General features: G+C 67.9%; 31 protein-coding genes. 20 read left to right on the top strand and 11 right to left on the bottom strand.

The window, feature by feature from the left end; translation table 11 throughout:
* The first annotated feature begins 24 nt into the window (after positions 1 to 24).
* From BM133_RS15020 to BM133_RS15005, 4 genes are all read left to right on the top strand, one after another.
* Positions 25 to 879: a SirB1 family protein gene (locus tag BM133_RS15020; protein WP_093434764.1), complete on the top strand. Its 855-nt coding sequence runs from the start codon at positions 25 to 27 to the stop codon at positions 877 to 879.
* A complete protein-coding gene (locus BM133_RS15015) occupies positions 876 to 1325 on the top strand; it encodes a bleomycin resistance protein (protein WP_093434762.1) in 450 nt (149 codons plus the stop codon). The genes BM133_RS15020 and BM133_RS15015 overlap by 4 nt, the downstream gene beginning before the upstream one ends.
* A 129-nt stretch (positions 1326 to 1454) precedes the next feature.
* Positions 1455 to 1883, top strand: coding sequence for a YciI family protein (locus tag BM133_RS15010; RefSeq protein WP_093434761.1), 429 nt, complete (start codon positions 1455 to 1457; stop codon positions 1881 to 1883).
* A 28-nt stretch (positions 1884 to 1911) separates the two neighbouring features.
* Positions 1912 to 2328: a YciI family protein gene (locus tag BM133_RS15005; protein ID WP_093434759.1), complete on the top strand. Its 417-nt coding sequence runs from the start codon at positions 1912 to 1914 to the stop codon at positions 2326 to 2328.
* Positions 2329 to 2342: 14 nt separating this feature from the next.
* Here the strand turns inward: BM133_RS15005 and BM133_RS15000 are convergent, their stop codons facing one another.
* Complete coding sequence (locus tag BM133_RS15000; protein WP_256219219.1) at positions 2343 to 3290, bottom strand: formylglycine-generating enzyme family protein; 948 nt, start codon at positions 3288 to 3290, stop codon at positions 2343 to 2345.
* 122 nt (positions 3291 to 3412) lie between these two features.
* Here BM133_RS15000 and BM133_RS14995 point away from each other — a divergent pair, with 122 nt between their 5' ends.
* On the top strand, positions 3413 to 4639 hold the full coding sequence (locus BM133_RS14995) for an RNA polymerase sigma factor (protein ID WP_218158383.1): 1227 nt from the start codon (positions 3413 to 3415) through the stop codon (positions 4637 to 4639).
* On the opposite strand, the gene BM133_RS14990 is transcribed toward BM133_RS14995, so the two are convergent.
* From BM133_RS14990 to purM, 5 genes are all read right to left on the bottom strand, one after another.
* Positions 4636 to 5634, bottom strand: coding sequence for a GlxA family transcriptional regulator (locus BM133_RS14990; RefSeq protein WP_093434755.1), 999 nt, complete (start codon positions 5632 to 5634; stop codon positions 4636 to 4638). The genes BM133_RS14995 and BM133_RS14990 overlap by 4 nt on opposite strands.
* The gene (locus tag BM133_RS14985; protein WP_093434753.1) at positions 5601 to 6239 is read right to left on the bottom strand and encodes a DJ-1/PfpI family protein; all 639 of its coding nucleotides are present in this window, start codon (positions 6237 to 6239) and stop codon (positions 5601 to 5603) included. The genes BM133_RS14990 and BM133_RS14985 overlap by 34 nt, the downstream gene beginning before the upstream one ends.
* Positions 6236 to 6802 carry an isochorismatase family protein gene (locus BM133_RS14980; RefSeq protein ID WP_093434752.1) on the bottom strand — a complete coding sequence of 189 codons (567 nt, stop codon included), beginning with the start codon at positions 6800 to 6802 and terminating at the stop codon, positions 6236 to 6238. Before BM133_RS14980 ends, BM133_RS14985 begins: the two co-directional genes overlap by 4 nt.
* 126 nt (positions 6803 to 6928) lie before the next feature.
* Entirely contained in the window at positions 6929 to 8029 is a 1101-nt protein-coding gene (locus BM133_RS14975; RefSeq protein WP_177224806.1) for an AI-2E family transporter, read from the bottom strand.
* Between the two features lie 54 nt (positions 8030 to 8083).
* Positions 8084 to 9124: a phosphoribosylformylglycinamidine cyclo-ligase gene (purM, locus tag BM133_RS14970; RefSeq protein WP_093434750.1), complete on the bottom strand. Its 1041-nt coding sequence runs from the start codon at positions 9122 to 9124 to the stop codon at positions 8084 to 8086.
* Positions 9125 to 9257: 133 nt separating this feature from the next.
* Here purM and hda point away from each other — a divergent pair, with 133 nt between their 5' ends.
* The 6 genes from hda to BM133_RS14940 all read left to right on the top strand — a co-directional run bounded on the left by hda (position 9258) and on the right by BM133_RS14940 (position 14674).
* A complete protein-coding gene (gene hda / locus BM133_RS14965) occupies positions 9258 to 9944 on the top strand; it encodes a DnaA regulatory inactivator Hda (protein ID WP_305728065.1) in 687 nt (228 codons plus the stop codon).
* 18 nt (positions 9945 to 9962) lie between these two features.
* On the top strand, positions 9963 to 11597 hold the full coding sequence (pcnB, locus tag BM133_RS14960) for a polynucleotide adenylyltransferase PcnB (protein WP_093434747.1): 1635 nt from the start codon (positions 9963 to 9965) through the stop codon (positions 11595 to 11597).
* On the top strand, positions 11594 to 12253 hold the full coding sequence (gene folK / locus BM133_RS14955; RefSeq protein ID WP_093434746.1) for a 2-amino-4-hydroxy-6-hydroxymethyldihydropteridine diphosphokinase: 660 nt from the start codon (positions 11594 to 11596) through the stop codon (positions 12251 to 12253). The genes pcnB and folK overlap by 4 nt, the downstream gene beginning before the upstream one ends.
* Positions 12254 to 12270: 17 nt before the next feature.
* Positions 12271 to 12879, top strand: a complete 609-nt coding sequence (locus BM133_RS14950) for a trimeric intracellular cation channel family protein (protein WP_093434744.1) — start codon at positions 12271 to 12273, stop codon at positions 12877 to 12879.
* Between the two features lie 125 nt (positions 12880 to 13004).
* Positions 13005 to 13649, top strand: a complete 645-nt coding sequence (locus BM133_RS14945; RefSeq protein ID WP_093434743.1) for a DUF47 domain-containing protein — start codon at positions 13005 to 13007, stop codon at positions 13647 to 13649.
* Between the two features lie 14 nt (positions 13650 to 13663).
* The gene (locus BM133_RS14940; protein WP_093434741.1) at positions 13664 to 14674 is read left to right on the top strand and encodes an inorganic phosphate transporter; all 1011 of its coding nucleotides are present in this window, start codon (positions 13664 to 13666) and stop codon (positions 14672 to 14674) included.
* Positions 14675 to 14769: 95 nt separating this feature from the next.
* Here BM133_RS14940 and BM133_RS14935 read toward each other — a convergent pair whose 3' ends face one another.
* Both BM133_RS14935 and BM133_RS14930 read right to left on the bottom strand, forming a co-directional pair.
* Positions 14770 to 15216, bottom strand: a complete 447-nt coding sequence (locus BM133_RS14935) for a TM2 domain-containing protein (RefSeq protein ID WP_093434740.1) — start codon at positions 15214 to 15216, stop codon at positions 14770 to 14772.
* Complete coding sequence (locus BM133_RS14930; protein WP_093434738.1) at positions 15213 to 15737, bottom strand: GNAT family N-acetyltransferase; 525 nt, start codon at positions 15735 to 15737, stop codon at positions 15213 to 15215. The genes BM133_RS14935 and BM133_RS14930 overlap by 4 nt, the downstream gene beginning before the upstream one ends.
* A gap of 191 nt (positions 15738 to 15928) precedes the next feature.
* Here BM133_RS14930 and rpsP point away from each other — a divergent pair, with 191 nt between their 5' ends.
* From rpsP to hisC, 7 genes are all read left to right on the top strand, one after another.
* Positions 15929 to 16192, top strand: coding sequence for a 30S ribosomal protein S16 (rpsP, locus tag BM133_RS14925; protein ID WP_013540078.1), 264 nt, complete (start codon positions 15929 to 15931; stop codon positions 16190 to 16192).
* A 15-nt stretch (positions 16193 to 16207) separates the two neighbouring features.
* Positions 16208 to 16765, top strand: a complete 558-nt coding sequence (gene rimM / locus BM133_RS14920; RefSeq protein ID WP_093434737.1) for a ribosome maturation factor RimM — start codon at positions 16208 to 16210, stop codon at positions 16763 to 16765.
* Positions 16766 to 16782: 17 nt separating this feature from the next.
* Entirely contained in the window at positions 16783 to 17529 is a 747-nt protein-coding gene (gene trmD / locus BM133_RS14915) for a tRNA (guanosine(37)-N1)-methyltransferase TrmD (RefSeq protein WP_093434735.1), read from the top strand.
* Positions 17530 to 17642: 113 nt separating this feature from the next.
* Complete coding sequence (gene rplS, locus BM133_RS14910) at positions 17643 to 18026, top strand: 50S ribosomal protein L19 (protein ID WP_018903298.1); 384 nt, start codon at positions 17643 to 17645, stop codon at positions 18024 to 18026.
* A 125-nt stretch (positions 18027 to 18151) separates the two neighbouring features.
* A complete protein-coding gene (locus tag BM133_RS14905; protein WP_093434733.1) occupies positions 18152 to 18892 on the top strand; it encodes a CoA pyrophosphatase in 741 nt (246 codons plus the stop codon).
* A gap of 41 nt (positions 18893 to 18933) precedes the next feature.
* Entirely contained in the window at positions 18934 to 19935 is a 1002-nt protein-coding gene (locus BM133_RS14900; RefSeq protein ID WP_093434732.1) for a CobD/CbiB family protein, read from the top strand.
* A gap of 10 nt (positions 19936 to 19945) precedes the next feature.
* Positions 19946 to 21034 (top strand): histidinol-phosphate transaminase, encoded by a 1089-nt coding sequence (hisC, locus tag BM133_RS14895; RefSeq protein ID WP_093434730.1) that lies wholly within the window; start codon positions 19946 to 19948, stop codon positions 21032 to 21034.
* On the opposite strand, the gene rsgA is transcribed toward hisC, so the two are convergent.
* Genes rsgA through BM133_RS14880 form a run of 3 tightly spaced genes read right to left on the bottom strand, consistent with a single transcriptional unit; the run spans position 21028 to position 23647 of the window.
* Entirely contained in the window at positions 21028 to 21987 is a 960-nt protein-coding gene (gene rsgA, locus BM133_RS14890) for a ribosome small subunit-dependent GTPase A (protein WP_093434729.1), read from the bottom strand. The genes hisC and rsgA overlap by 7 nt on opposite strands.
* Before the next feature lie 12 nt (positions 21988 to 21999).
* The gene (locus BM133_RS14885; protein ID WP_093434727.1) at positions 22000 to 22350 is read right to left on the bottom strand and encodes a 4a-hydroxytetrahydrobiopterin dehydratase; all 351 of its coding nucleotides are present in this window, start codon (positions 22348 to 22350) and stop codon (positions 22000 to 22002) included.
* A gap of 31 nt (positions 22351 to 22381) precedes the next feature.
* A complete protein-coding gene (locus BM133_RS14880; RefSeq protein WP_093434726.1) occupies positions 22382 to 23647 on the bottom strand; it encodes a M48 family metallopeptidase in 1266 nt (421 codons plus the stop codon).
* A gap of 59 nt (positions 23648 to 23706) precedes the next feature.
* On the opposite strand from BM133_RS14880, the gene orn reads away from it, so the two are divergent.
* Positions 23707 to 24303, top strand: a complete 597-nt coding sequence (gene orn, locus BM133_RS14875; RefSeq protein ID WP_177224805.1) for an oligoribonuclease — start codon at positions 23707 to 23709, stop codon at positions 24301 to 24303.
* Positions 24304 to 24554: 251 nt separating this feature from the next.
* The gene (locus tag BM133_RS14870) at positions 24555 to 26492 is read left to right on the top strand and encodes a DEAD/DEAH box helicase (RefSeq protein ID WP_177224804.1); all 1938 of its coding nucleotides are present in this window, start codon (positions 24555 to 24557) and stop codon (positions 26490 to 26492) included.

The following is a 26492-nucleotide window of genomic DNA, read 5'->3' as shown; positions in this document are numbered from 1 at the left end:
CCGGATGCTCCTCTACAAAGACACATGACGTTCACATTTCAGGTCCCGACCGCTCTGGAATATTTCGAATCGCTCGTCCACAGCGATGACCATTTCCCGCTGCTCGAAGCCGCCGCCAGCCTGGCGCAGGACGAGTACCCCGAGCTGGACGTCCAGCAGGTCCTGGGCGACGTCGACCAGCTCCTGGCCCGCCTGAAGCGGCGCCTGCCGGCCGATGCCGCACCGCTCGCCCGGCTGCGCGCGCTGAACCAGTTCTTCTTCAACGACCTGAACTTCGGCGGCAACGTCAACGACTACTACGACCCCGACAACAGCTACCTGAACGCCGTGCTGCGCACCCGCCGCGGCATCCCCATCTCGCTGGCGGTGTTGTGGATGGAACTGGCGCAGGGCCTGGGCCTGCAGGCGCGCGGCATCGGTTTCCCGGGGCACTTCATGCTCAAGGTCACGCTGCCCAAGGGGCAGGTGGTGATCGACCCGTTCACCGGCAAGTCGCTCTCGCGCGAAGAACTGGGCGAGCGGCTGGAGCCCTACAAGCGCAGCAACGGGCTGGTCGGCGACTTCGACGTGCCGCTGGGCCTGTACCTGCAGCCGGCCAGTTCGCGCGAGATCATCGGCCGCATGCTGCGCAACCTGAAGGAAGTGCACCGCGCGCAGGAAGACTGGCAGCGCGCCATCGCCGTGCAGGACCGCCTCATCGCGCTCTTGCCCAGCGCCTGGGGCGAATACCGCGACCGCGGCATCGCGCACGCGGAGCAGGGCAACACGGCGCTGGCGGTGCGCGACCTGGAGGTCTACCTCACCAACGCCGAGGACGCCCTGGACATCGACGCCATCGCCGAGCGCGTGGCCGCCTTGCGCCGAACGGCCAACGGATGAGCGCCAAGGCCGGTGCAAGCGGCGTGGGTGGCGTGGGCGGCGCGGCGCCCGACCTGGGCACCCTGCACGAATTCCATGGCGTGCAGCCGGTGCTGCCGGTGTCGGACGTTTCCCGTGCCGCGCGCTGGTTTCGCGACGTGCTGGGCTTCGAGCTCGATTTCATCGCCGGCGAGCCGCCCAGCTATGCGCGGGTGAAAAAGGGCGACGGCAGCCATGGCGATCCGGTCTACCTGCGCCTGTGGCAATGCAACACGCGCGGCACGCCGCCCTGGCGCGGCGAAATCGTCATTCACGTGGGCAAGGACATCGACGGCCTGCACGCCGCCTACGTGAAGCGCGGCGTGACGGTGATCGAGCCGCCGGTCTCCCAGCCCTGGGGCCTGCGCGAATTCGCGATACGCGAACCCGACGGCCACGTGCTGCGCTTCTGCGGCTACCTGCCCTGAAATTAAGAAACACAAAATTACATCTGGGCCGATGCAAACGTGTCGATCCGGCTTCCGTTCGTCCGACGTGAGTACAGGAGCACGCAATTGCAGCGGCTCCCGACTTCATCAACCTTCAGGAGAAACGACATGCGATTCATGATTCTGGTCAAGGCGAACAAGGATTCCGAAGCGGGCGTGATGCCCAGCACCGAGATCCTCACCGAGATGGGCAAGTTCAACGAGGAGCTGGTCAAGGCCGGCGTGATGCTGGCCGGCGAGGGCCTGCACCCCAGTTCCAAGGGCGCGCGCGTGCGCTGCGAGGGCTTGAAGCGCACCGTCATCGACGGTCCCTTCGCCGAAACCAAGGAACTGCTGGCCGGCTTCTGGCTGCTGCAGGTCAAGTCCAAGGAAGAAGCCATCGAGTGGATCAAGCGCAGCCCCTTCCAGGAAGGCGAGATCGAGATCCGCCAGGTTTTCGAAGCCACCGATTTCGGCGATTCGATGACGCCCGAATTGCTGGCACAGGAAGACCGCCTGCGGGCCGAATCCGCCAAGCGCGCCGGCGCTGCCGGCTGAGCCCATCGAACCCCAAGGAGAAAACACCATGCGATTCATGATGCTGATGATTCCCCACGGCTACGAGACCGCCGCGCCCGGCACGATGCCTGAAGACCTCGACGCGATGACCGCGATGATGGCCTACAACGAATCCCTGCAGAAAGCCGGCGTGCTGATCAGCTGCGACGGCCTGCATCCGCCCTCCATGGGCGCGCGCGTGAGCTTTCCGGGGCGCAAGCCCAAGGTGGTCGACGGCCCCTTCGCCGAAGCAAAGGAAGTGCTCGGCGGCTACTGGATCATCGAGGTCGCCTCGCGCGCCGAGGCCATCGAATGGGCCACGCGCTGCCCGGGCGGTGAGAACGAGGTCATCGAGGTGCGGCAGATCCAGGAGCTGGAAGATTTTCCGCCCGCTCTTCAGGCCGTGGGCGAGAGCATTCCGTCGATGCAGACCGTCAGGAAATAGGTGTTCCTGCCTTCCTACTCTTCGCGCACCAGCCGGATTCCCACGAGCGTGTAGCGCGTGTCCGGCGCGTTCCAGTTGCGATACGAGGCGCGGGCATAGAAGGGCCAGGTGTGCCAGGAGCCCCCGCGGCGCACCCGCACCGTGCCCTCGGCCGGGCCCTGCGGGTCGTCGACCGGGGAGCCCGCGTAGTATTCGTCGCCATGCCAATCGGCCACCCATTCCCAGGCATTGCCGTGCATGTCGTAGAGCCCCCAGGCGTTCGGCGCGAAGCTGCCGACCGGGGCGGTGAAGGCGTAGCCGTCATCGCCTTTCAGCGCCATCGGCGCCCAGCGCGGCCAGTACCCGGCGGAGCGCGCATCGAACACGTTGGCCGCGCGCAGCAGCGATTGCGGATCGTCGCCCGCGCTGTAGCGCGTGCGGCTGCCGGCGCGGCAGGCGTATTCCCACTCGGCCTCGGTCGGCAGCCGGTAGCGCTTGCCCTCGGCCTTGCTCAACCACGCGGCCAGCGCCTGCGCGTCGTTCCAGGTCACGTTCACGACCGGGTGGTCGTCCCCCTGCGCAAAGCCCGGGTTGCGCCAGGAGTAGCGCGGGTCGCGTCCTTCGAAAGCATCGCCGCGCCTCGTCGTGGCGGGGTCGTAGCCGGCGCGCCAGCCGTAGCCGCCGGTGCCGTCTGCGATCGACTCCGGCACGTAGCCCGAGGCTTCGACGAAGCGCCGGAACTGCCCGACCGTCACCTCGTGCCGGCCCATCCAGAAAGACCGTGTGATGCGCACCCGGTGAACCGGCCCTTCGTCCTGCAGTTGCGAGAAGCGTTCCCTGGGCAGCTCGGGGTACGCGGCGGCCAGCGCCTCGGGAGGCTCGTCGCTGCCCATCATGAATTCGCCGGCCGGCAGCTTGACGAAGGCCATGCCGAGGTCGTTGAGCGCGACGTCGATCTCGGAAGCCCGGACGGCGCAGCCCATGAACAGGCACAGGATCAGGAAGCATCGTTTCATGGCCGCATGCTAGCGAGCAGCCAAGGAGCGGTCGAGTGAGCGGCCAGGACGAAGCCGCCATCCACCGCGCCATCGACGCCGTCTGGCGCATGGAGTCGGCAAAGATCATTGCCGTCGTCGCGCGCATGGTGCGCGATGTGGGCCTGGCCGAAGAGCTGGCGCAAGACGCGCTGGTCGCCGCGCTCGAGCAATGGCCCGGCGCCGGCGTGCCCGACAACCCCGCCGCCTGGCTCACGCAGGTGGCCAAGCACCGCGCCCTGGACCGCCTGCGCCACGGCCAGCTGGCCGAGCGCAAGGCGCCCGAGATCGGCCGCGAACTGGACGCGCAGCACGAGATGGCCGAGGTCGATTTCGCCGAAGCGGTCGATGCAGCGCTGGACGACGACATCGGCGACGACCTCTTGCGGCTGGTGTTCACCGCCTGCCACCCGGTCCTCTCGACCGAGGCGCGCGTGGCGCTCACGCTGCGCCTGATGGGCGGCCTCACGACCGACGAGATCGCCCGCGCCTTCCTCGTGCCCGAGGCCACCGTGGCACAGCGCATCGTGCGCGCCAAGCGCACCTTGCTCGAGGCGCGCGTGCCGTTCGAAGTGCCGCGCCGGCACGAGCTCCAGGCGCGCCTGGCCTCGGTGCTGGAGGTGCTCTACCTGATCTTCAACGAGGGCTACTCGGCCACCGCCGGTGACGACTGGATGCGCCCCGCGCTCTGCGACGAGGCGATGCGCCTGGGCCGCATCGTGGCCGAACTCGTGCCCGATGCCTCCGAGGTTCACGGCCTGGTGGCGCTGATGGAAATCCAGGCTTCCCGCACGGCCGCGCGCGTCGGCGCCTCGGGCGAACCGGTGCTGCTGCTCGAACAGAACCGCGCGCGCTGGGACCAGATGCTGATCCGCCGCGGCCTGGCGGGCCTCGCGCGCGCCGAGGCGCTCGGCGCGCTCGGTCCCTACGCCCTGCAGGCCGCCATCGCCGCCTGCCACGGCCGCGCGCGCACCGCCGATGAAACCGACTGGCCGCGCATCGCCGCGCTCTACGACGCGCTGGCCGAGTTGGCGCCATCGCCCATCGTGGAGCTCAACCGCGCGGTCGCGCTCTCGATGGCCTTCGGGCCGGCCGCGGGGCTGGAGGTGGTCGATGCGCTCATGGACGAGCCGGCGCTCAAGGGCTATCACCTGCTGCCGACGGTGCGCGGCGACCTGCTCTTCAAGCTCGGCCGCCGCGACGAGGCGCGCAAGGAGTTCGATCGCGCCGCCTCGCTCACGCGCAACTCGCGCGAGCAGGCGTTGCTGCGTGCGCGTGCGCGGGCCTGCTCGGCCTAAGCTTTTATTGCCGTGTTCGCTTCCGATGGCGAGCCGGGCAACCCGAACTGGTGCCACGCGCGACGCAGTTGCGTGTCGGAGCCGAAGCCCGACAGCTCCGCCGCCCGCGTGACGCTCGCGCCCGACGAGAGCGCCAGCTGCGCAGCCGCGAGCCGCAGCCGCCGCAGATAGGCCAGCGGCGCCACGCCCGCATGCTCCACGAAGAGGCGCGTGAGGTGCCGCGCCGAGGTGTGGGCCACGTCCGCCATCCGCGGCACGCTCCAGTCGGCCTGCGGCTGTTCGCTCACGGCGTCCTGCACGCGGTGCAGCGCGGCGTGCAGGTGGTTGCGGTAGGCGAGAAAGGGCGAGAGTTCGGGGTCGTGCGGGCCGCGGCGCAGCGCCACCACCATCGTCTGCGCCACCTGGGCGGCGAGCGCTTCGCCGCAGATCTCGGCGATGCGGTGCAGCACGAGGTCGATGCCGGTCGTGACGCCCGCGCTGCTGTAGAGCGGCGGATCGATCACGAACACGCGGTTGCTCACCACGTCGCAGCGCGGCTCGATCGCGCGCAGTTCGTCCAGGTGGTGATGGTGCGTGGTCGCGCGACGTCCCGCGAGCGCGCCGGCATGCGCCGCCAGCACCGCGCCCGCGCAGACCGTGACCAGTTCGACGTGGCCGCGCTCGAAGCGCTGGCCGCGCAGCCAGTGCAGCAGGTCCTGCGTCTCGGGGTTGTCGATGGCGATGGTGTCGCCGGGCAGGCCGACCAGCACCACCCAGGCCGGGCCGCTCCACTGCGTGGGCAGGGGCGAGAGCCCGGCGAGCGCGACGCCGACCGAGGCGATGGAGGTCGGCCGCGGGCTTGCGAACTCGATCGCGAAGCGCTCGGGCTGGCCCGACGCCTGCAGCCGCTGGTTCGCGATGCGCAGCGCCTCGGCCGGCCCGGCCCAGTCGAGCACCAGGCTGCCGGGGAGCAGCACGAAGACTACGCGGATGGGTGGCGGGTGTCGTGGGTCCATGCGTAGTCCATCTGGCGCGCGGTGCGTTCGGCCAATTCGCGGCCCTCGCGGCCCGCGAGGCGTTCGACCAGATGCAGGCTCATGTCGATGCCCGCGCTGATGCCGGCCGAACTGACGATGCGGCCGGTGTCGACCCAGCGCACGTCTTCGCGCACGTCGAGTTGCGGGAACTGCTCGCGCAGGTCGGCGATGTCTTCCCAGTGCGTCGTGACGGCCTCCCGTGCCACGACGCCGCTCTTCGCGAGCAGGAAGGCGCCGGTGCAGACCGAGGCGACGACTTGCGCGTCGATGGCGCAAGCGGCGATCCAGCGCAACGTGTCGACGCTGGCCATCGGCGCGTCGACCACGCCGCCGGGGACGATGAGCACATCGGCCGGCGGGTTGTCCGCGATCGCGTGGTCGGCCAGCAGGCGCAGGCCGGCGCGCGCCTGCACGGACTGGCCTCGGGGCGCATGCGCCACCGAAGCGACTTCGAATGGCGGGCGCGTGCCGGGCGCCATGCGCTGGCTGACCCGGCTCGCGGTGGTGAACACCTCGAAGGGGCCGGCGAAGTCCAGTGCCTCGACCCCGTCGTAGGCCAGGATCAGCACGCGCAACGGGGTCATGCCGCCGCGCCCGCGCGCTCCAGCGCCTGCGGCACGCTGCAGACCGTGGCGAAGCGGCCGGCCAGCACGGTCGCCGTGCGCGCCTTGATGTCGGCGGCCGAAAGCGGCTGGCCGTCGGGCTGCACCATGTCGAAGGTCAGCGTGGCATCGGTCACGTAGTCGACCTCCCAGCCCAGGTCCGAGGCGTGGCGGGTGGTGGTTTCGCAGCACTGCTCGGTGCGGATGCCGCTCACGATCAGCCGGCGGATGCCGTTCTCGGTGAGCCAGATGTCCAGCCCGCTGTTGACCAGCGCGCTGTGGCGGTGCTTGGTGAAAGTGGCCGCGGCCTGGAACGGCGCGAGCCCGTCGATGGGGTGGACATGGCCCGACTCGACGGCGAACGGGTTGCTCGCATCGCTGGGCGCGTCGACGTGGAAGATGCGCACGATCGGCAGGCCGGCCGCGCCAGCGCCTTCGATCAGCGCGTTCTGGGCGGTGAAGTAGGGCGCCGCGACGGCTTCGTTCCAGTAGGCGCGCTGGCGGAACGATTCCTGGGCGTCGATCACAATCAGACAGGTTTTCATGGCGTTGGCGGGCTCGCAGAAGCGCAGTGGATGATGCCGCCTATTCTTCTGCGCTGACAGGGGTTCGGTCCGCGCCGAAGCGGACCAGAACCGATCAGATCAGGACATTGCTGCCCTGCCAAGCCGTCAGACCAGCGATGCGGCCTGCAGCTCTTTCTTCAGGTACGCGTAGTACAGCGGCGCCGCCACCAGCCCGGCCGGCCCGAACACCGCCTCGGCCACGAACATCACCGCCAGCAGTTCCCACACGCTCATCTGCGTGCGCGCGCCGACCACCTTGGCGTTGATCACGTACTCGGCCTTGTGGATCACGACCAGGAAGATCAGGCAGGCCAGCGCCGTGATCGGCGAGACCGACAGCCCCACCAGCGTGATCACCGAATTGCAGACCAGGTTGCCCACGATCGGCACCAGCCCGGCCAGGAAGGTGAGGGTAATGAGTGCCGGCGTGTAGGGCAGGTGCGCGCCCCACAGCGGCATCAGGAACAGCAGGAAGATGGCGGTCAGCAGCGTGTTGAAGGCCGCGATCCAGAACTGGGCCGCCACGATCTGGGCGAAGGCCTCGCCGAAGGTCTCCACGCGCTGGTGCAACTGCTCGGCCAGGGGCTTGCGCCGCAGCGGTGCGGTCGCCACGGCGGCCAGGCTGCCGACGATCAGCCCCACGTAGGAAAAGAGCAGCCCGTGCAGCCAGGCGCGCCCGGCCATCGCGAGCGAGCCGGCCTGCGCGCGCAGGTAGTTGGCGATCACGCGCTGGATCTCGGCCGCGCCTTCGGGCAGGTAGGTCGCGATGTCGGGCGGCAGCTTGGAGCGCAGCTCGAGCACCGTGCGGGCGGTGTAGTCGAGCAGTTCGCGGTACTGGTCGGGCGCATCGACGATGTACTCGCGCGCCTGCGACAGCCCCAGCGTGACCAACGCGGCCGGGGCCAGCAGCACCACGATCACCGCCAGCACGCCGGCCCAGCCTGCGGCGCTGGCGCGCATGACCGGAATGCGCAGGAAGCCCTTTTCGAGCAGGCGGGCGAACCAGCGCGTGACCAGGAAGCCGATGCACACGCAGATCAGGCCCGGCAGCAGGTGCTCCCACATCACCAGCATCAGCGCGCCCAGCATCAGCAGGTAGCTGGCGAGCATGACGCCGCGCGAGGCCGTGGGCCGGGCAATGGACGCCGTGGGTGTGGGCGCCGCGGGTGCGGCGGCGGTGAAGATGGGTTGCGGCTTCTTGGCCATCCGGGGGGCGGGTGCGGTGCGCGAGTGCTGGGTGGGGTGCGGAACCTGGGCCGATCAGCCCACGACCACCGCGGCGCCTTCGCCGCGCTCGGCGATGACGCCGATTTCGTGCACCTTTTCACCCGAGGCGCGCAGCGTGGCGGCGCAGGCGGCCGCCTCGGCCGCGTCGATGACCACGACCATGCCGATGCCGTTGTTGAAGGTGCGGTTCATCTCGATGTCGTCGATGCCGGCCACCTTCTGCAGCCAGGCGAAGAGCTCGGTCTGCGGCCAGCTGCCCTTCTTGAGGTGTGCGGCGGTGCCTTCGGGCAGCACGCGGGGAATGTTTTCGAGCAGGCCGCCGCCGGTGATGTGCGCCAGCGCCTTGATCGGGTGCTTGCCCAGCGCTTCGAGCACCGGCTTCACGTAGAGGTGGGTGGGCTCCATCACGGCTTCGCGGAAGGGCTTGCCGTCGAGCGTGGCGGGCAAATCGGCGCCAGCGCGCTCGATCACCTTGCGCACCAGGCTGAAGCCGTTGGAATGCACGCCGGCCGAGGCCAGGCCGAGCACCACGTCGCCGGGCTTCACGTCCTGGCCGGTGAGGATCTTCGATTTTTCGACCGCGCCGACCGCGAAGCCCGCCAGGTCGTATTCGCCGGCCGGGTACATGCCGGGCATTTCGGCGGTTTCGCCGCCGATCAGGGCGCAGCCGGAGATTTCGCAACCGCGGGCGATGCCGCCGATCACGGCCGCGGCCGTTTCGACGTCCAGCTTGCCGCAGGCGAAGTAATCCAGGAAGAAGAGGGGTTCGGCGCCCTGCACCAGCACGTCGTTGACGCTCATGGCCACCAGGTCGATGCCCACGGTGTCGTGCATGTTCCACTCGAAAGCCAGCTTGAGCTTGGTGCCCACGCCATCGGTGCCGCTCACCAGCACCGGCTCCTTGTAGCGCTTGGGCACCTCGAACAGGGCGCCGAAACCGCCGATGCCGGCCAGCACGCCTTCGCGCATGGTCTTCTTGGCCAGGGGCTTGATGCGGTCGACCAGCGCGTCGCCGGCATCGATATCGACACCGGCATCCTTGTAGCTGAGCGGGGTGGGCGTAGGGGAGGTCATGGGTGTGCGAAAGCGAACAAGAGAGCCCACAAGAGGCGGGGTGGTAGAGGCGCCGGCAACCGGAGCGGCCGGGCCGATAGAATTCCTGTTGATTTTAAGGGCCCCAGCGGCCCCCTCCATGAACCTTCCCGGGATGAAACAGCTCGCGCTCGATATCGGCATTGCGACGGGCCCCAGCTTCGACGCCTTTTTTGCCGGCCCCAACGAGGCGGCGCTGCGCCACCTGCAAGTGTGGGTGGGCAGCGCCGGCAGCCCTGCGCTGCACTCGCCGGTGCCTACCTATCTTTGGGGCGAAGGCGGCAGTGGCAAGACCCATCTGCTCGAATCGGTGCGTGTCGCACTGCGCGAGCAGGGCGCCAGCGTGGGCTGGCTGCACGCGGGCCTCATCGAGCCGCCCGAGTTCGACGAGCGCTGGGGCGCCGTGCTGCTGGACGACGTGCACCTCTACACCGCCGTGCAACAGCACGCGGCCTTCAACTGGTTCGTCAATGCCCAGACCCTGCAGCGCGGCGTGGTCGCCGCCGGCGCGCTGCCGCCGGCCGACCTGCCGCTGCGCGAAGACCTTCGCACCCGCCTGGGCTGGGGCCACGTGTTCCACCTGCAGGTGTTGAGCGAAACCGAACGCCGCGCGGTGCTGCGCCAGGCCGCCGACGCGCGCGGCGTGATGCTGTCCGACGACGTGCTCGATTTCATGCTGCACCGCTTCAGCCGCGACCTGGGCAGCCTGATGGAGCTGCTCACCCAGCTCGACGGCTACGCCCTCCAGACACAACGCGCGATCACCATCCCGCTCATCCGATCCATGCTCGAAAACGAATAAGAAGAGCTTTCACAACCAATGATCAAGACATTCATCGACAAGCTGCTGGGCAAATCCGCCGGCAGCACACAGGGCAAGAGCCGCTTCGGCAAGCGCCAGGAGGTGCCGGCAGAGGTTCACAAGATCGATCCGGCCCTGGTCGACGAACGCGCCAGGAACGTGGTCACCACGCTCCAGCAGGCGGGCTACGAGGCCTACGTGGTGGGCGGCGCGGTGCGCGACCTGCTGCTGGGCCTGCGCCCCAAGGACTTCGACGTGGCCACCAACGCCACGCCCGAGCAGGTCAAGTCGCTGTTCCGCCGCGCCTTCATCATCGGTCGGCGCTTTCGCATCGTGCACGTGGTGTACGGCCGGGGCCGCGAACATGAAGTGATCGAGGTCTCGACCTTCCGCGCCTACATGGACAGCGCCGCCGCCGAGCAGGTGGCCGGCAACGAGCGCACCAGCAAGGGCGAGCTCGCGAGCATGAAGCACGCCGTGGACGCCAGCGGCCGCGTGCTGCGCGACAACGTCTGGGGCCCGCAGGAAGAAGACGCGGCGCGCCGCGACTTCACGGTCAACGCCATGTACTACGACCCGGCCAACCAGGTGGTGGTGGACTATCACAACGGCATCAAGGATGCCCAGAAGCTCACGCTGCGCATGATCGGCGACCCGGTCACGCGCTACCGCGAAGACCCGGTGCGCATCATTCGCGCGATCCGCTTCTCGGCCAAGCTCGCCGCGCTGGGCTTCAAGATGGAAGCCAAGACCGCCGCACCGCTGATCGAGTCGAGCAAGCTCCTGGCCGACGTGCCGCAAAGCCGCATGTTCGACGAGATGCTCAAGCTCCTGCAGACCGGCCACGCCATTGCAACCATCGAGCAACTGCGCAAGCTCGGGCTCGCCACGGGCATCTACCCGTTGCTGGACGTGGTGGTCGAGCGTGCCGACCAGCCGTTCGTGAAGGCGGCGCTGCAGGACACCGACCGCCGCGTGGGCGAAGGCAAGCCCGTGGCGCCCAGTTTCCTTCTGGCCTGCGTGCTCTGGGCCGACGTGCGCGACGGCTGGGCCCAGCGCCAGGAAGGCCGCCACGGCCAGCGCCCGCAGCCGCCGTTCCCGGCGCTGCAGGACGCGATCGACGACGTGTTCAATTCGCGCATCGGCGACGTGTCCGGCCGCGGCAAGCTGGCCGCCGACATGCGCGAGATCTGGATGATGCAGCCGCGCTTCGACAAGCGCACCGGCTCCACGCCCTACAGCCTGGTTGAGCAGGCGCGCTTTCGCGCCGCCTTCGACTTCATGCGCCTGCGCGCCGACGTGGGCGAGGTCGGCGAGGCGATTGCCGAGTGGTGGCAGGAATTCAGCACCGCCGACGACGTGCGCCGGCAAGACCTGCTGGAGCAGGTGCGCGACGAGCAGAAGACCCGCCAGCGCGTGCGTGTGCGCGAGACGCCGCCGTCGTCGCCGTCGCCGAAGCCCCGCAGCGAGCCGGCCGGCCGGCAGCGCCAGGGTGAAGCCCAGGATTCGGAACAGGACGAAGAAGTCGAAGTCGAGGCCGGCGCCGTGCCGCCCGATGGCGAGGCGCCCGCAGCGCGCAAGCGCCGGCGCCGCCGCAAACCCCGCACCGGTGGCGGTGGTGGTGAGGGCGGCGGGGGCGCCGCAGGCGAATGAGCGCGTCCGACCAGCCGAAGGACGGCAAGAAGAACCCCAAGGCCGGTGACAAGGCCAAGGCCGCACCGCCGCGCGCGGGTGGTGCCAGGCCCGCGCCGGCCGGCGCCAGGAAGGGCCCACCCGGCGGCCCTCCCGCACGCCGTGCGCCCGCCCGTGCCCCCACGAGCCGCCCCCGCGGTCCGCGGGAGGACTACCCGACCGTGCAGGCTTTCGTCGCCATCGGCGCCAACCTGGGCGATGCCGAGGCCTCCGTGAAGGCGGCCATGGCTGCCATCGGCGCGCTGCAGCGCACCACGGTGACCGCCCGTTCGTCGCTCTACCGCAGCGAGCCGGTGGAGGCCGAAGGCCCCGATTTCGTCAACGCCGTGGTGGCCGTGCGCACCGGCCTGGATGCCGAGCAGTTCCTGGTGGCGTTGCAGCGCCTGGAAACGCAGGCCGGCCGCGAAAGGCCGTTCCCCAATGCGCCGCGCACGCTCGACCTGGACCTCCTGATGCACGGCAACTCGGTGATCGACACGCCCACGCTGACCCTGCCGCATCCCCGCATGCGCGAGCGCGCCTTCGTGCTGAAGCCGCTCGCCGAGATCGCCCCCGACAAGGTGCCGCGCGCGGCGCTGGCACGCGTCACGGGCCAGGTGGTCAAGCGCATCGTCTGAAGACAAGGCCCGAGGCCGTGCTGCTCTACGTCCTCGATCTCGCCGGCGTGGCGGTTTTCGCGGTCAGTGGGGCGCTGGGGGCCGGTCATGCGGGCCTGGACTGGCTGGGCGTGGTGGTGATCGCCTCGGTCACCGCGGTGGGTGGCGGCACGCTGCGCGACCTGCTGCTCGACCGCCATCCGGTGTTCTGGATCCGCGACACCCGCTATGTCCATGTGATCCTGGCGGCCGCGGCGCTCACGATTGCCTGGGTGCACCTGCTGCCGATGCCCGAGCACGCCCTGGCGCTGGCCGATGCGCTCGGGCTGGCCCTTTTCGCCATCACCGGGGCGCAGATCGCCGAGGAGCGGCGCCTGCCGGCCGTCATCGTGATCCTGGTGGGCACCATGACCGGCGCGGCCGGCGGCTTGCTGCGCGACGTGTTCACCGCCCGCGTCCCGCTGCTGCTGAGCAGCGGCATCTACGGCTCCGCGGCAATCGCGGGCATCGCCGCCTACCTGCTGCTGCAGGCCGCCCGAACGCCCCGGCGCTGGGCCTTTCACGCGGGTGTGCTGCTGATCGTGGCGCTCCGGATGGGCGGCATCTACGGCGGCTGGCACCTGCCGGTATTGCAGCTGCCGGGTTGAATCCGGGGCCATCCGGCGGCCCCGAAAAGCCGGCCGGCCCGGACACGATCGTCGCTCCCGTTAAACTTCGCCGGTTTTTCATGAAGGCGTCATCCCGTTGTGGTTGGCGCACCCCAGGAGTTTCCATGTTCGGCAAGCTGCTGCCCCGCGAGGGCAATTTCTTCGAGATGTTCAACCAGCACGCCGAGCGCATCGTGGAGGCGGCGAGGGCTTTCGAGCAACTCGTCGCCAACTACAACGACGTGCACCTGCGGGAGCAATACAACCGCGACGTCGACAACGCCGAGCGCGCCGCCGACCGCGTGACGCACGACGTCAACCGGCTGATCCACAAGACCTTCATCACGCCCATCGACCGCGAGCAGATCCACAAGCTCATCAACACGATGGACGACGTGGCCGACCTGATCCAGGACTCGGCCGAGACCATGGCGCTGTACGACGTGCGCCACATGACCGACGAGATCGTGCGCCTCACCGCCCTGAGCGTGAAGTGCTGCGACCGCCTGAAGGACGCCGTCAAGTTCCTGGGCAAGATCGCCGACCCGGCCGTGGCCGAGGCGGTGCTCAAGACCTGCGAGGAAATCGACCGCCTCGAGTCGGACGCCGACCGCGTGATGCGCAGCGCCATGAGCAAGCTGTTCCGCGAGGAGCCCGACGTGCGCGAGGTGATCAAGCTCAAGGCGATCTACGAGCTGCTGGAGACGATCACCGACAAGTGCGAGGACGTGGCCAACGTGATCGAGGGCATCGTCCTCGAGAACTCCTGAGCGGGTAGCCATCGATGGCAACGGTTCAGGTCGCCCTCTGGGTGGTGATAGTGCTGGTCGTGCTCGCGATCCTGTTCGACTTCATGAACGGGTTCCACGACGCCGCCAATTCGATCGCGACGGTGGTCTCCACCGGCGTGCTCAAGCCCGGGCAGGCCGTGGTGTTCGCGGCTTTCTTCAACCTGGTCGCGATCTTCATCTTTCATCTGAGCGTGGCCGCCACGGTGGGCAAGGGCATCGCCCAGCCCGGGGTGGTCGACGTGCACGTGGTGTTCGGCGCGCTCATCGGCGCCATCAGCTGGAACCTGGTGACCTGGTACTACGGCATTCCGAGCAGCTCGTCGCACGCGCTGATCGGCGGCATCGTGGGCGCGGTGATCGCCAAGACCGGCACCACGGGCCTGGTGGCCTCGGGCATCTGGAAGACGGTGGCCTTCATCTTCGTGTCGCCGCTGCTGGGCTTTCTCCTGGGCTCGATGATGATGATCGCGGTGGCCTGGGGCTTCCGGCGTGCCACGCCCTCGCGCGTGGACCGCTGGTTCAGGCGGCTGCAGCTGGTGTCTGCCGGCGCCTACAGCCTGGGCCACGGCGGCAACGACGCGCAGAAGACCATCGGCATCATCTGGATGCTGCTGATCGCGACGGGCTACGCCTCGGCCGCCGATTCGGCACCGCCGACCTGGGTCATCGTGAGCTGCTATACCGCCATCGCGCTGGGCACCATGTTCGGCGGCTGGCGCATCGTGAAGACGATGGGCCAGAAGATCACCAAGCTGAAGCCGGTGGGCGGCTTCTGCGCCGAGACGGGCGGGGCGCTGACGCTGTTCCTGGCGACGGCGCTGGGCATTCCGGTGTCGACCACCCACACCATCACCGGCGCCATCGTGGGCGTGGGCTCCACCCAGCGCGCGAGCGCGGTGCGCTGGGGCGTGGCGGGGAACATCGTCTGGGCGTGGATCTTCACGATCCCGGCGTCGGCCTTCGTGGCCGCGATTGCCTACTGGCTGAGCATTCAGCTGTTCTGACAGCGGCCGGACCCTTCAAGGGGCGCCGCGCACGGCCGCCCCGGCAGGGGATAGGCGAAGCGACACGAAGTGCGCGCTGCCCGGAGGCGAGCTGATTACTGCGAAATCTTTCGGCCTTCTTCGATCTGGTGCTCGAAGTACCGCTGGAAGCTGAACACGATGCTGGCCATCAGGATCGTGCTGCCGAAGAAGAGCGACAGCACCACGGCGCCGATGGTGAACCAGTTGGTCTGGCCCGGCGCGGCATCCACGGGTGCGCTCGCGTTGAAGCGGGCATTCCACTTCTCGGGTGTCATGAGCCCGTAGACGATCGCCATCAGCGCGCAGCCTGCGATGGTGAAGCCCAGCAGCGGAATCAACGCCCAGCTCAGGCCATCGTCCACGCCGTACATGCGCACGCGCTCGATGCCGTAGATGCCCAGCGCCGTCGGAATGGGCAGCAGCCAGCCCAGCAAGTCGCCCATGCCGCGCAGGTAGAAGCGGTGCAGCCCCAGGGGGCCACCGAGGAAGGAGAGCCACGCTGCGGTAGTTTTGTTTTTCATTCGGGTTTTGTCGTGCTGCCTTCGCCGAGCACCTTTTCCATCAGGACCACGTCGCGCCATTCGCCGAACTTCCAGCCGCAGTCCTTCAGCACGCCCACGTGCGTGAAGCCCTGGCTGCGATGCACGCCGACGGAGCCTGCATTGGCGGAGTCGCCGATCACCGCGATCAGCTTGCGCACGCCGACAGCTTGCGCAGCCTGCGAGAGCGCCGCCAGCAGCTTGGCGCCCAGACCCTTGCCGCGTGCTGACTCCGACATGTAGATCGAGTCTTCCGCGGAGAAGCGGTAGGCCGGGCGAGGCTTGAACCAGTTGCAGTAGGCAAAGCCCAGTATTTCGCCATCTTCCTCGGCGACCAGGTAGGGCAGGTTCTTGCCCAGCACGTCGGCGCGGCGCGCGGCCATGTCGGCGGCGGAGGGCGCCTCGGTCTCGAAGGTGCCCGTGCCGTGCAGCACATGGTGGGCGTAGATGGCCGAGATGGCCGCGACGTCGTCGTCGCGGCTGGGGCGGATGCAGAGGGTCATGGGTGAAAAAGAGACGGCGCGGGGCCGAAAATTCGGAGAAAACGCGTAGCGGGCTATAATCGCAGGCTTTTCAGCGTGTCGCTGGCCGGGTGGCCATGTCGCGTGTCTCGACGCTGGAAGAACATTGTGACCGGGCCTTCTCATCTAGAAAATCTGGAGATGGGGCTTGTTGCACCACCCAAGGATAAATCATGGTCGTCATTCGACTCTCCCGCGGCGGCTCCAAAGGCCGTCCGTTCTTCAACATCGTCGTGTCGGACAAGCGCGTTCGCCGCGATGGCCGTTTCATCGAGCGCCTGGGTTTCTACAACCCGACCGCCAAGGAAAACGAAGAAAGCATCCGCATTGCCCAGGATCGCCTGACCTACTGGAAGAGCGTTGGCGCGCAAGCCTCGCCCACGGTCCTGCGCCTGATCAAGCAAGCTGCAGCCGCAGCGCCCAAGGCGGCAGCCTAAGCCGCCGGCCCGGCGATGTTGCCCGCACTCGAAGCCGCCGAATTGCCGGCGGACGCGATCGAGGTAGGACGCATCGCCGATGCATGGGGCATCAAGGGCTGGTTCAAGGTCCTGCCCCACAGCGCCCAGCCCGAGGCGCTTTTTTCTTCCAAGCGCTGGTTCCTGCAGGCTCCTGGAGCCTCGTCGAAAACCGCCGCTTTCCGGCTCGCGATCCGCGAAGCCAAAGAACATTCCGACAGCATCGTCGCCTCGTCCGAGGACGTGCCCGACCGCAATGCGGCCGAGGCCCTGCGCGGCGCGCGCGTGTTCGTGCCGCGCTCCAGCTTTCCGACCGCGGGCATCGATGAGTACTACTGGGTCGACCTGATCGGCCTTTCGGTCGTCAACCGCGAAGGCGTCACGCTCGGCACGGTGCGCGAGCTGCTCGCCACCGGTCCGCAGACCACGCTCGTGCTCACCGCCGAAGAAGACGGCAAGGCCGTCGAGCGGATGGTGCCCTTCGTCTCTGTCTTCGTCGACAAGGTCGATCTGCCCGGCCGTCTCATCACGGTCGACTGGCAACCCGAGTTCTGACCCCGGGCCGCGCACGCATGCGCTTCGACGTCCTCACGCTCTTTCCCGAACTGTTCGCGCCCTTCATGGCCAGCGGCGTGACGCGCCGTGCCTACGAGTCCGGGCAGGTCGAGGTCGTGCTCTGGAATCCGCGCGATTTCGCGCAGGGCAACTACAAGCGCGTGGACGACCGCCCCTTCGGCGGCGGCCCCGGCATGGTGATGATGGCCGAGCCATTGACGGCCTGCCTCGATGCGGCGCTGGCCGCGCGTGGCGCGGCGGCGCCCGTCGTGCTGTTTTCCCCCATCGGCGAGGCGTTGCGCCACGAAGCGGTCGAGCGCTGGTCGGCCAGCGAAGGCGCGGTGCTGGTCTGCGGTCGCTACGAAGGCATCGACCAGCGTTTCATCGACGCGCGTGTCACCCATCAGATCAGCCTCGGCGACTTCGTCCTCTCGGGCGGCGAGATCGCGGCCATGGCGCTGCTCGACGCCGTGGCGCGGCTGCAGCCCGGCGTGCTGGGCGACGAGGCCAGCCATGTGCAGGACAGCTTCAACCCCGCGCTCGACGGCCTGCTCGACTGCCCGCACTACACCCGGCCCGAGCAGTGGAACGGGCAAGGCGTTCCGGCGCCCTTGCTCTCGGGCCACCATGCGCAGATCGAGCGCTGGCGCCGTGACCAGCGGCTGGCCATGACAGCTGCCCGGCGCCCTGATCTCATCGATGCCGCCCGCGCTGCCGGCCGCCTGGACAAGGCCGATGAGACGGTGCTGAAAAAAAAGCTATAATCTCGGGCTCCCCGATCCTCTGCCCGGCCGCGCCTGGCCTTCTGCCCACCCCCGGGTGACAGATACCAACGGCGCCTTTTGTGTAGCCCGACACGATCGAATATCAGGAAATCATGAACCTCATCGAAACCCTCGAGCAGGAAGAAATCGCCCGCCTCGGCAAGAAGATCCCCGATTTCATGCCCGGTGACACGGTCATCGTCAGCGTGAGCGTCGTCGAAGGCACCCGCAAGCGCGTGCAGGCCTACGAAGGCGTCGTGATCGCCAAGCGCAATCGCGGCCTCAACAGCGGCTTCACCGTGCGCAAGATCTCCAGCGGCGAAGGCGTGGAACGTACGTTCCAGACCTACAGCCCGCTGATCGCCGGCATCGAAGTCAAGCGTCGTGGCGATGTGCGCCGTGCCAAGCTGTACTACCTGCGCGAACGCAGCGGCCGTTCGGCACGCATCAAGGAAAAGCTGCCGGGCAAGTCGCAAGCAGCATCGGCCGCCAAGTAAGCAGCCCTTCCTGCAGTGCAAAAAGCCGCCGTTCTGGCGGCTTTTTGCGTTGTTGTTTTCGCTCAAAGACAACTTTCGATTTTTCCGCTCTACTTCTTCTTTCCGGCTCCGGTACTTTTCATCTCTTGACCTCCTCATCCACTTCCCCGCAGGACGCCTCCCTCGAACCCGTCAACGCCGTGGCGCCGTCCACGCTGCCGCCGTTCGATCCGCGCAAGGCGCCATTCGCGGTGAAGAACGATGGGCTGCCGGCAGTGCCGGCCGCGCAGTTGACGGCGCAGGCCCTGCGGGCGCGTTTCGAGACGCCACCGGTCTGGACCCCCGAGCTGCGCCGCGAGCCGCGAATGACCGAGCGCGCACCTGCTCAGGCCGCCGTGCTCGTGCCGATCGTGCAACGCCCGCAAGGCGCGACCGTGCTGCTGACCGAGCGCACCGCACACCTCTCGACCCATTCGGGCCAGGTCGCATTTCCTGGTGGGCGTGTCGACCCCGAGGACGCGAACCTCGCGGCTGCCGCGTTGCGCGAGGCCTGGGAAGAGGTCGGCCTCTCGGCGCAGTACATCGAAGTGCTCGGCAACCTGCCGACCTACACGACGGTCACCTCCTTCATCGTGACGCCGGTGGTCGCGCTGGTGCAGCCCGGGTTCGAACTCACCCTCAATCCCTACGAAGTCGCCGATGCCTTCGAAGTGCCGCTCGAGTGGCTGATGGATCCGGCCAACCATCGCCACCACACCGTGCCGGCCCCCGACGGCACGAAGCGCCAGTGGTACTCGATGCCCTACCAGGACGGCGCCGACGAGCGCTTCGTCTGGGGCGCCACCGCCGGCATGCTGCGCAATCTTTACCGTTTCCTGAGCGCCTGACCCTCGCCCGAACCTTCGGGCTCTCTCGCTATCATCGAAGGATGAGCTTCTTTGCCATCCTGTGCGCGTTGCTGATCGAGCAAGTGAGGCCGCTGGGCCCTCACAACCCCGTGTACGGCACCGTTCTCGCGTGGACCCGCTGGACCAGCCGCAATTTCGATGCGGGCAAGCCCCATCACGGATGGATCGCCTGGGGGCTCGCCGTCTTCGTGCCCACGCTCGTGTCGCTCGGCGTGCATTGGCTGCTGGTGCTCACGCTGGGCCTGCCGTTCGCGGTGCTCTGGAGCATCGCGGTGCTCTACGTCACGCTGGGCTTCCGGCAGTTCAGCCACCACTTCACCGACATCCGCGATGCGCTCGACGAGGGCGACGAGCCGCTCGCGCGCTCGCTGCTGGCGCACTGGCAGGGCGTCGATGCCGCCGAGTTGAAGCGCAGCGAAATCGTGCGCCATGTGATCGAGCATTCGGTCATCGCCGCGCACCGCCACGTGTTCGGCGTGCTGGCGTGGTTCTCGGTGCTCGCCGCCATCGGCCTCGGACCGGCCGGCGCGGTGTTCTACCGCATGAGCGAATTCGTCGCACGCTATTGGGCCCACAAGAACGGCGCGGCAGTACAGCCGTCGAGCGTCTCCGTGCAGCAGGCGGCCGAGAGCGCCTGGCACGGCATCGACTGGCTGCCCGCGCGCATCACGGCGCTCGGCTTCGCGGTGGTTGGCAGCTTCGAGGAAGCCATCGACTGCTGGCGCAACGACGCCCGGCGCTTTCCGAACGAGAACGACGGCGTGATCCTCGCGGCCACCTCCGGCGCGGTCAATGTGCGCCTGGGCGGCGGTTCGCTGAGCCCCATTCCGGTCACCGACCCGCTGCCGCGCGCGCAGGCCGGCGAATCCGTGATCGACGACCGCAGGCCCGACAGCGGCAGCACGCCGGGCCGCGAGCCCGAGCCCGGGCACCTGCGCAGCGTGGTCGGCCTCGTCTGGCGTTCGGTCGTGATGTGGATGGTGCTGCTGGCGTTGCTGACGCTTGCCCGTCTGCTCGGTTGAGCGGCGCGACATGACCACCGCAGTACCGGTCTTCTGGAGCCCGCGCATCGGCGCGCTCGAACCTTACGTGCCCGGCGAGCAGCCGCGCATCGCGAACCTCGTCAAGCTCAACACCAACGAGAACCCGTATCCGCCGTCGCCGCTGGCCATCGACGCGATCCAGCAAGCCGCTGCGAATGGATTGGAGCGCTACCCCGATCCCACCTCGCTCGCGCTGCGCGAAGCGGTCGCGCAACGGCACGGGCTGGCGGTCGACCAGGTGTTCGCCGGCAATGGCTCGGACGAGGTGCTCGCGCACGCCTTCTTCGCCTTCTTCCAGCAGGCCGAGCCCTTGCTCATGCCCGACGTGAGCTACAGCTTCTACAAGGTCTATGCCCAGCTCTACGGCATTGCCTGCGAACTGCAGCCGGTCGATGAGGGCCTGCGCATCGACGTCCAGGCCATTGCGGCGCGTGCACGCGGCGGCTGTGCGGGCATCGTGATCGCCAATCCGAATGCGCCCACGGGCATCGGGCTGCCGCTGCCGCAGATCGAACAGCTGCTCTCGGCGTGTCCCGACCGCGTGGTGCTGGTGGACGAGGCGTATGTCGATTTCGGCGGCGAGAGTGCGCTGCCCTTGATCGGCAGGTACCCGAACCTGCTGGTGGTGCAGACCCTCTCCAAGTCGCGTTCGCTGGCCGGGCTTCGCGTCGGCTTCGCCTGCGGCCAGCAGCACTTGGTCGAGGCCCTGGTGCGCGTCAAGGACAGCTTCAACTCCTACCCGCTCGACCGGCTCGCCACGGCGGGCGCCGTGGCTGCGCTAAAGGACGAGGCGTGGTTCGACACCACGCGCAACAAGATCATCGATACGCGCGAAGGGCTCAGCCTTCAGCTTGAAGACCTGGGCTTCGAGGTGCTGCCTTCGCAGGCCAACTTCGTGTTCGCGCGCCATCCGCAGCGCGATGCGGCCGAGCTGGCTGCCTTGCTGCGCGAGCGCGCGGTGCTGGTGCGCCATTTCAGGCAACCGCGCATCGCGCAGTACCTGCGCATCAGCATCGGCACGCGCGAGCAATGCAGCGCGCTGGTGCAGGCGCTGCAAGCCATCCTGGACGCTCAGTAGCGCGTCTGGCTCAACTCGGCGAACAGCTCGCCGTAGATCTTGTAGCGCGATGCGCTGATCGGGCCCGCGTGCGTCGGCGTCTCGACGTTCGAGATCACGCCGCAGCCGGGTTCGTGCAGGTGGGTGCAGTTGTAGAACTTGCAGTCCCCCGTGTGCTCGGCGATGTCGGGCATCAACCCGGCGAGCTGCATCGGCTCGATGTGGTTGAGGCCGAATTCCTGGAAGCCCGGCGAGTCGATCAGGCCGGTGGTGCGGGCTTCGTCGATCCAGTACCAGGTGGTGCTCGTGGTCGTGTGCTTGCCCGAATTCAGCGCCTGCGAAATCTCCTGGGTCAGCACCGTCGCGCCCGGCACCAGCAGGTTGGTCAGCGTGCTCTTGCCCGAGCCGGAAGGGCCGAGGACGAGGGTGGATTTGCCGGACAGCAGCTTCATCAGCGAGGCGTAGTCCGCCTCGCCCGATGCCTTGAGCGAGAGCGGCAGCACGCCGTGGTGCATGCGGCGATAAGGCGCCAGCTTGTTCCAGGCGCGCTCGAAGGGCTCGACCAGGTCGCTCTTGTTGAGCGCGATGATCGGCGTGATGCGCTGGGCTTCCGCCGCGATCAGCGCACGCGCCAGTTGGTGCTCGGAAAACTCCGGCTCGGCCGCGATCAGGATCAGCACATGGTCCAGGTTCGCTGCAAAGGACTTCGTGCGGATCTCGTCCTGCCGGTAGAAGAGGTTGCGCCGCGGCAGCACCTCCTCGATGGTGCCTTCGTCCTCGGTGGCCTGCCAGCGCACGCGGTCGCCGACCACGGCCTGGCTCTTCTTGCCGCGCGGGTGGCAGATCAGCCGCTCGCCCGTGGGCGTTTCGACGAGGCAGTGACGCCCGTGGCTGGCAACGACGAGGCCGTCGTGGTGCGCCTTCCCCGCGTTGTGCGCAGCGGGGGTGAAGGCGGCGCGGCCCGGCTTAGCCACAGGCGTGTTTCCTCACGCGGCGGGGCTCGCAACCAGCGCGTCGGCCTGCCGCGCGCAATCGAAATCGGTGACCGACAGGCCATTCACGTCGTGCGTGTTGAAGCGCACCACGCAGCGGTTGTAGTGCACCAACAGGTCGGGATGGTGGTCCTGCGTGTGCGCCACGAGCGCCAGCGCGTTCACGAAGGCGATGGTCTCGAAGTAGTTGGCGAAGGTGAAGGTCTTCTCGATGGCGACATCGGCGCCGTCGCCGGTGAGCTTCCAGCCGTCGAGCTTGGCGAGGCCGGAAACGATCTCGGTGGCGCTCAGGGCCTGGCGGGGAGGAAGGCTCTTCCAGTCCTTGGGTTTGAACATGCTGCTCATGAGGGGCTCTGCTGAAGGGTGGGGCGGTTGATCACGCCGCGGTCATGCGCGCAAGGCGCTCGGACGCGGGCGGATGGGAGTAGTAGAACTTGACGAACACCGGGTCGGGCGTGAGCGTCGAGGCGTTGTCCTGGTAGAGCTTGAGCAGCGCAGCGGAAAGGTCGGCACCGCTGGTCTGCGCGACGGCATAGGCATCGGCCTCGAACTCGTGCTTGCGCGAAAGGCGCGCCGGCAACGGCGCCACGAAGAAGCCGAACACAGGCACCGCGAGCATGAACAGCAGCAGGGCCAGCGCGCTGTTGGGCGCGGCTGGCGACATGTTCGGCTGCACGCCCAGGCCGGTATAGAACCAGACCTGGGTCGAGACCCAGCCCAGCAGCGCGAAGCCTGCCAGGCTCAGCGCGAACATCGCGATGAGCCGCTTCACGATATGGCGGTGCTTGAAGTGGCCGAGTTCGTGCGCGAGCACGGCCTCCACTTCGCCGGCATTCAACTGGCGCAGCAGCGTGTCGTAGAACACCACGCGCTTGCTCGCGCCGAAGCCGGTGAAGTAGGCGTTCGCGTGGGCGCTGCGGGTGCTGCCATCCATCACGAACAGGCCCTTGGCTGCGAAGCCGCAGCGCTTCATCAACGCCGTGACGCGCGCCTTCAGGGTGGGGTCGTCCAGCGGCTTGAACTTGTTGAACAGCGGCGCGATGAAGCTCGGGTAGATCAGCATCAACAGCAGGTTGAAACCCATCCATGCAGCCCAGGCCCAGAGCCACCAGAGCGTGCCGGCAGCGCCCATGAGCCAGAGGATCAGCGCCGCGATCGGCAGTCCGATCAGCGCACCGAGCAGCGTCGACTTGACGGCGTCCGCCAGCCAGAGCTTGAAGGTCATCTTGTTGAAACCGAAGCGCTCTTCGAGCCTGAAGGTCTGCCACAGGGTGAACGGCAGTTCGAGGAGGCCGCCGATGGCCGCGAAGGCGGCCAGCAGCAACAGTTGCTGCACCATCCCGCCACCGAGCCACACCAGCAGCAGCTTGTTGAGCACATCGAGCCCGCCGAGCAGCGTCCAGCCCAACAGCAGCGCCGCGCTCCAGGCCATTTCGACCAGGCCGAAGCGGGCCTTGGCGATCGTGTAGTCGGCCGCCTTCTGGTGGGCTGCGAGCGTGATGGTCTGCGCGAAGGCTTCCGGCACGGTGCCGCGGTGCTGCGCCACATGGCGCACCTGCCGGGAAGCGAGCCAGAACTTCACGAGCAGGCCCGCAACGAGCGCCACCGCGAAAGCGATGGTGAAGATGAGTGAATAGGACATGGAGCGGCGAGTTTAGTCTCCGGTAAATCGGGGCGCAGGCCTTCGACGACAATCCTGCGATGCCCGAATCCCTTGACCCGACGCCCCCCGCAGCCGTACCCACCCTGAAGAAAAGCGACCAGAACCTGGTCTGGCTGGACTGCGAGATGAGCGGCCTGGACCCCGAGAAAGAGTTCCTGCTCGAGATCGCCGTGGTCGTCACCGGCCCCGACCTCACGCCCCGCATCGACGGCCCGGTGCTCGTCATCCACCAGAGCGATGCCGTGCTCGACGCCATGGATGCCTGGAACAAGGGCACCCACGGCCGCAGCGGCCTGATCGACAAGGTGAAGGCCTCCACGCTGGACGAAGCCGCGGCCGAACAGCAGCTGCTCGAATTCATCGCCAAGTACATCCCCCGCAGCGGCTCGCCGATGTGCGGCAACACCATCGGGCAGGACCGGCGATTTTTGGTCAAGTTCATGCCCAGGCTCGAGGCGTACTTCCACTACCGCAACCTGGACGTCAGCACCCTGAAGGAACTGGCCAAGCGCTGGAAGCCCTCGGCCTACAGCGCCTTCAAGAAACAGCAGGCGCACACCGCGCTGGCCGACGTGCACGAGTCCATCGAGGAACTCGCCCACTACCGCGAAACCTTCATTCGCCTGACCGATTGACAAGGGATTAGGTAAAAACCCGAAGCCGTGCCATAATCGCAGGCTTCGCTGATTTGCATTTGTCACAGGACACAGTTCAGCGTCTCTTGCATCTCCCTATCTTGCACACCGCGCCCGATCGCATCCGCTGATCAAAAAGGGCCACAGCCTCAGGCGTTAGCCGGAAGCTGAATGTCGTTGGATGGTTGATGTTTTTAACCACCAACGGGGCGCCGCCTACGGCAGCGCTCGCGTTTGAGATTGATATTCACATGACCGACGCTTTTGAAGCGCAGGGCGAGTTCGCGCCTGTGCAATCCGCTACCAACAACGAATTCACCGCCGCCGTGGACACTGTGTCCGAAGCGCCGATCCTCGAGGCGCTCGATGCAGCCGCCCCCGAGGCCGCTGCGGTCGAACAAGAACCCAGCCTGCCCAACGGTTTCATCCGCCTGGGCCTCGCACCTGAACTGATCGCCGCCGTGGCCGACCTGGGCTTCACCCAGCCGACCACCGTGCAAGACAAGGTGATCCCGCTCGCCATGGGCGGTGAAGCCGGCCAGGACGGCAAGGCCCGTTTCGTCGACCTGATGGTCTCCAGCCAGACCGGTTCGGGCAAGACCGCAGCCTTCCTGCTGCCCGTGCTGCACACCCTGCTGAAGCGCCAGGCCGAAGCCGAAGCCGAAGCCAAGGCCGAATTCCAGCGCCAGGCCGCCGAAGCCGCCGCCCGCGGTGAAGCTGCCCCGAAGAAGCCCAAGCGCAAGGACCCGACCAACGCCCGCCACTTCAAGGCCGCCACCCCCGGCGCCCTGATCCTGTGCCCGACGCGCGAACTCGCGCAGCAGGTCGCGCACGACGCCATCGAACTGGTTCGCCATTGCCGCGGTCTTCGCATCGCCAACGTGGTGGGCGGCATGCCTTACCAACTGCAGATCGCCAAGCTGCAGAACGCCGACCTCGTGGTTGCCACGCCCGGCCGCCTGCTCGATCTGCAACGCTCGCAGCAACTCAAGCTCGACCAGGTCAAGTTCCTGGTGGTCGACGAAGCCGACCGCATGCTCGACCTGGGCTTCTCCGACGACCTGGCCGAAGTCAACCAGCTCACCATCGAGCGCCAGCAGACCATGATGTTCAGCGCCACCTTCGCGCCGCGCATCCAGCAGCTGGCCCAGCGCGTCATGCGCGAGCCGCAACGCATCACCATCGACAGCCCGCAGGAAAAGCACGTCAACATCAAGCAGTCGCTGTACTGGGCTGACAACAGCCAGCACAAGCGCAAGCTGCTGGACCACTGGCTGCGCGACACCAGCATCAACCAGGCGATCGTGTTCGCCAGCACGCAAGTCGAGTGCGACGGCCTCGCCAACGACCTGCAGCAAGAAGGCTTCAGCGCCGTGGCGCTGCACGGCGCCCTGAGCCAGGGCCTGCGCAACCGCCGCCTGATGGCGCTGCGCCAGGGCCAGGTGCAGATCCTGGTGGCCACCGACGTTGCCGCCCGCGGCATCGACGTGCCGACCATCACCCACGTCTTCAACTTCGGCCTGCCGATGAAGGCCGAGGACTACACCCACCGCATCGGCCGCACCGGCCGTGCCGGCCGCGATGGCCTGGCCATCACGTTTGCAGAGTTCCGCGATCGCCGCAAGATCATGGACATCGAGCAATACAGCCGCCAGCAGTTCAAGGCTGAAGTGGTTGCCGGCCTCGAGCCGCAACAGCGCATGCCGCAATCGCGCCCCCCGATGGGCGAGTACCGCGGTGGCCGTGGCGACAACCAGTCGCGCGACCGCAAGTTCGGCAATGGCGGTGCAGGCGGCGGCGGTGGCTACCGCGGCAACAACGGCGGCGGCTACGCCGGTGCCAGCGGCTTCAACGACCGCAATGCACGCGGTCCGGCGCCGAGCCAGGGTCATCAGGCCCCGCGCGGCTACCAGGGCGGCAACAACGCCGGCTTCGGCGGCGGTCGTGACGACGGCGGCAACAACGGCGGTGGCGGTTACGGTCGCAAGCCGGGTTGGGGCGACAGTGCTCCGCGCGGCGGCCACGGCCACGGTGGTGGTCGCGGCGAAGGCGGCGGTTTCGCTCCCCGTGAAGGCTTCGCACCCCGCGAAGGTTTCGCACCGCGCGGCAATGGCGCAGGCCACGGCGGCCCGGGCAAGGTCTTCGTGCCCCGCGACGCACAAAAGCGTGCGTTCAAGCCCACGCGCTGA

Origin of the sequence: Variovorax sp. 770b2, assembly GCF_900115685.1 — a bacterium.
In the GTDB taxonomy this organism is placed as follows: Bacteria; Pseudomonadota; Gammaproteobacteria; order Burkholderiales; family Burkholderiaceae_C; genus Variovorax.
Note: the sequence above shows the minus strand (reverse complement) of the source record. Positions and strands in the feature narration are given on the sequence as shown.

What these genes read in the sequence shown, in the direction of transcription:
- pcnB (WP_093434747.1), top strand. Translation starts at nt 9,963, where the DNA reads ATGATCAAGACATTCATCGACAAGCTGCTGGGCAAATCCGCCGGCAGC.
- BM133_RS14935 (WP_093434740.1), bottom strand. Translation starts at nt 15,216, where the DNA reads ATGAAAAACAAAACTACCGCAGCGTGGCTCTCCTTCCTCGGTGGCCCC.
- hisC (WP_093434730.1), top strand. Translation starts at nt 19,946, where the DNA reads ATGACCACCGCAGTACCGGTCTTCTGGAGCCCGCGCATCGGCGCGCTC.
- BM133_RS14885 (WP_093434727.1), bottom strand. Translation starts at nt 22,350, where the DNA reads ATGAGCAGCATGTTCAAACCCAAGGACTGGAAGAGCCTTCCTCCCCGC.
- rpsP (WP_013540078.1), top strand. Translation starts at nt 15,929, where the DNA reads ATGGTCGTCATTCGACTCTCCCGCGGCGGCTCCAAAGGCCGTCCGTTC.
- rimM (WP_093434737.1), top strand. Translation starts at nt 16,208, where the DNA reads ATGTTGCCCGCACTCGAAGCCGCCGAATTGCCGGCGGACGCGATCGAG.
- BM133_RS14930 (WP_093434738.1), bottom strand. Translation starts at nt 15,737, where the DNA reads ATGACCCTCTGCATCCGCCCCAGCCGCGACGACGACGTCGCGGCCATC.
- BM133_RS14945 (WP_093434743.1), top strand. Translation starts at nt 13,005, where the DNA reads ATGTTCGGCAAGCTGCTGCCCCGCGAGGGCAATTTCTTCGAGATGTTC.
- BM133_RS14940 (WP_093434741.1), top strand. Translation starts at nt 13,664, where the DNA reads ATGGCAACGGTTCAGGTCGCCCTCTGGGTGGTGATAGTGCTGGTCGTG.
- BM133_RS15010 (WP_093434761.1), top strand. Translation starts at nt 1,455, where the DNA reads ATGCGATTCATGATTCTGGTCAAGGCGAACAAGGATTCCGAAGCGGGC.
- BM133_RS14870 (WP_177224804.1), top strand. Translation starts at nt 24,555, where the DNA reads ATGACCGACGCTTTTGAAGCGCAGGGCGAGTTCGCGCCTGTGCAATCC.
- trmD (WP_093434735.1), top strand. Translation starts at nt 16,783, where the DNA reads ATGCGCTTCGACGTCCTCACGCTCTTTCCCGAACTGTTCGCGCCCTTC.
- orn (WP_177224805.1), top strand. Translation starts at nt 23,707, where the DNA reads ATGCCCGAATCCCTTGACCCGACGCCCCCCGCAGCCGTACCCACCCTG.
- purM (WP_093434750.1), bottom strand. Translation starts at nt 9,124, where the DNA reads ATGACCTCCCCTACGCCCACCCCGCTCAGCTACAAGGATGCCGGTGTC.
- BM133_RS14980 (WP_093434752.1), bottom strand. Translation starts at nt 6,802, where the DNA reads ATGAAAACCTGTCTGATTGTGATCGACGCCCAGGAATCGTTCCGCCAG.
- BM133_RS15015 (WP_093434762.1), top strand. Translation starts at nt 876, where the DNA reads ATGAGCGCCAAGGCCGGTGCAAGCGGCGTGGGTGGCGTGGGCGGCGCG.
- BM133_RS15005 (WP_093434759.1), top strand. Translation starts at nt 1,912, where the DNA reads ATGCGATTCATGATGCTGATGATTCCCCACGGCTACGAGACCGCCGCG.
- rplS (WP_018903298.1), top strand. Translation starts at nt 17,643, where the DNA reads ATGAACCTCATCGAAACCCTCGAGCAGGAAGAAATCGCCCGCCTCGGC.
- BM133_RS15020 (WP_093434764.1), top strand. Translation starts at nt 25, where the DNA reads ATGACGTTCACATTTCAGGTCCCGACCGCTCTGGAATATTTCGAATCG.
- BM133_RS14900 (WP_093434732.1), top strand. Translation starts at nt 18,934, where the DNA reads ATGAGCTTCTTTGCCATCCTGTGCGCGTTGCTGATCGAGCAAGTGAGG.
- BM133_RS14880 (WP_093434726.1), bottom strand. Translation starts at nt 23,647, where the DNA reads ATGTCCTATTCACTCATCTTCACCATCGCTTTCGCGGTGGCGCTCGTT.
- BM133_RS14990 (WP_093434755.1), bottom strand. Translation starts at nt 5,634, where the DNA reads ATGGACCCACGACACCCGCCACCCATCCGCGTAGTCTTCGTGCTGCTC.
- BM133_RS15000 (WP_256219219.1), bottom strand. Translation starts at nt 3,290, where the DNA reads ATGGGCTGCGCCGTCCGGGCTTCCGAGATCGACGTCGCGCTCAACGAC.
- BM133_RS14985 (WP_093434753.1), bottom strand. Translation starts at nt 6,239, where the DNA reads ATGACCCCGTTGCGCGTGCTGATCCTGGCCTACGACGGGGTCGAGGCA.
- BM133_RS14995 (WP_218158383.1), top strand. Translation starts at nt 3,413, where the DNA reads ATGGAGTCGGCAAAGATCATTGCCGTCGTCGCGCGCATGGTGCGCGAT.
- BM133_RS14975 (WP_177224806.1), bottom strand. Translation starts at nt 8,029, where the DNA reads ATGGCCAAGAAGCCGCAACCCATCTTCACCGCCGCCGCACCCGCGGCG.
- folK (WP_093434746.1), top strand. Translation starts at nt 11,594, where the DNA reads ATGAGCGCGTCCGACCAGCCGAAGGACGGCAAGAAGAACCCCAAGGCC.
- hda (WP_305728065.1), top strand. Translation starts at nt 9,258, where the DNA reads ATGAAACAGCTCGCGCTCGATATCGGCATTGCGACGGGCCCCAGCTTC.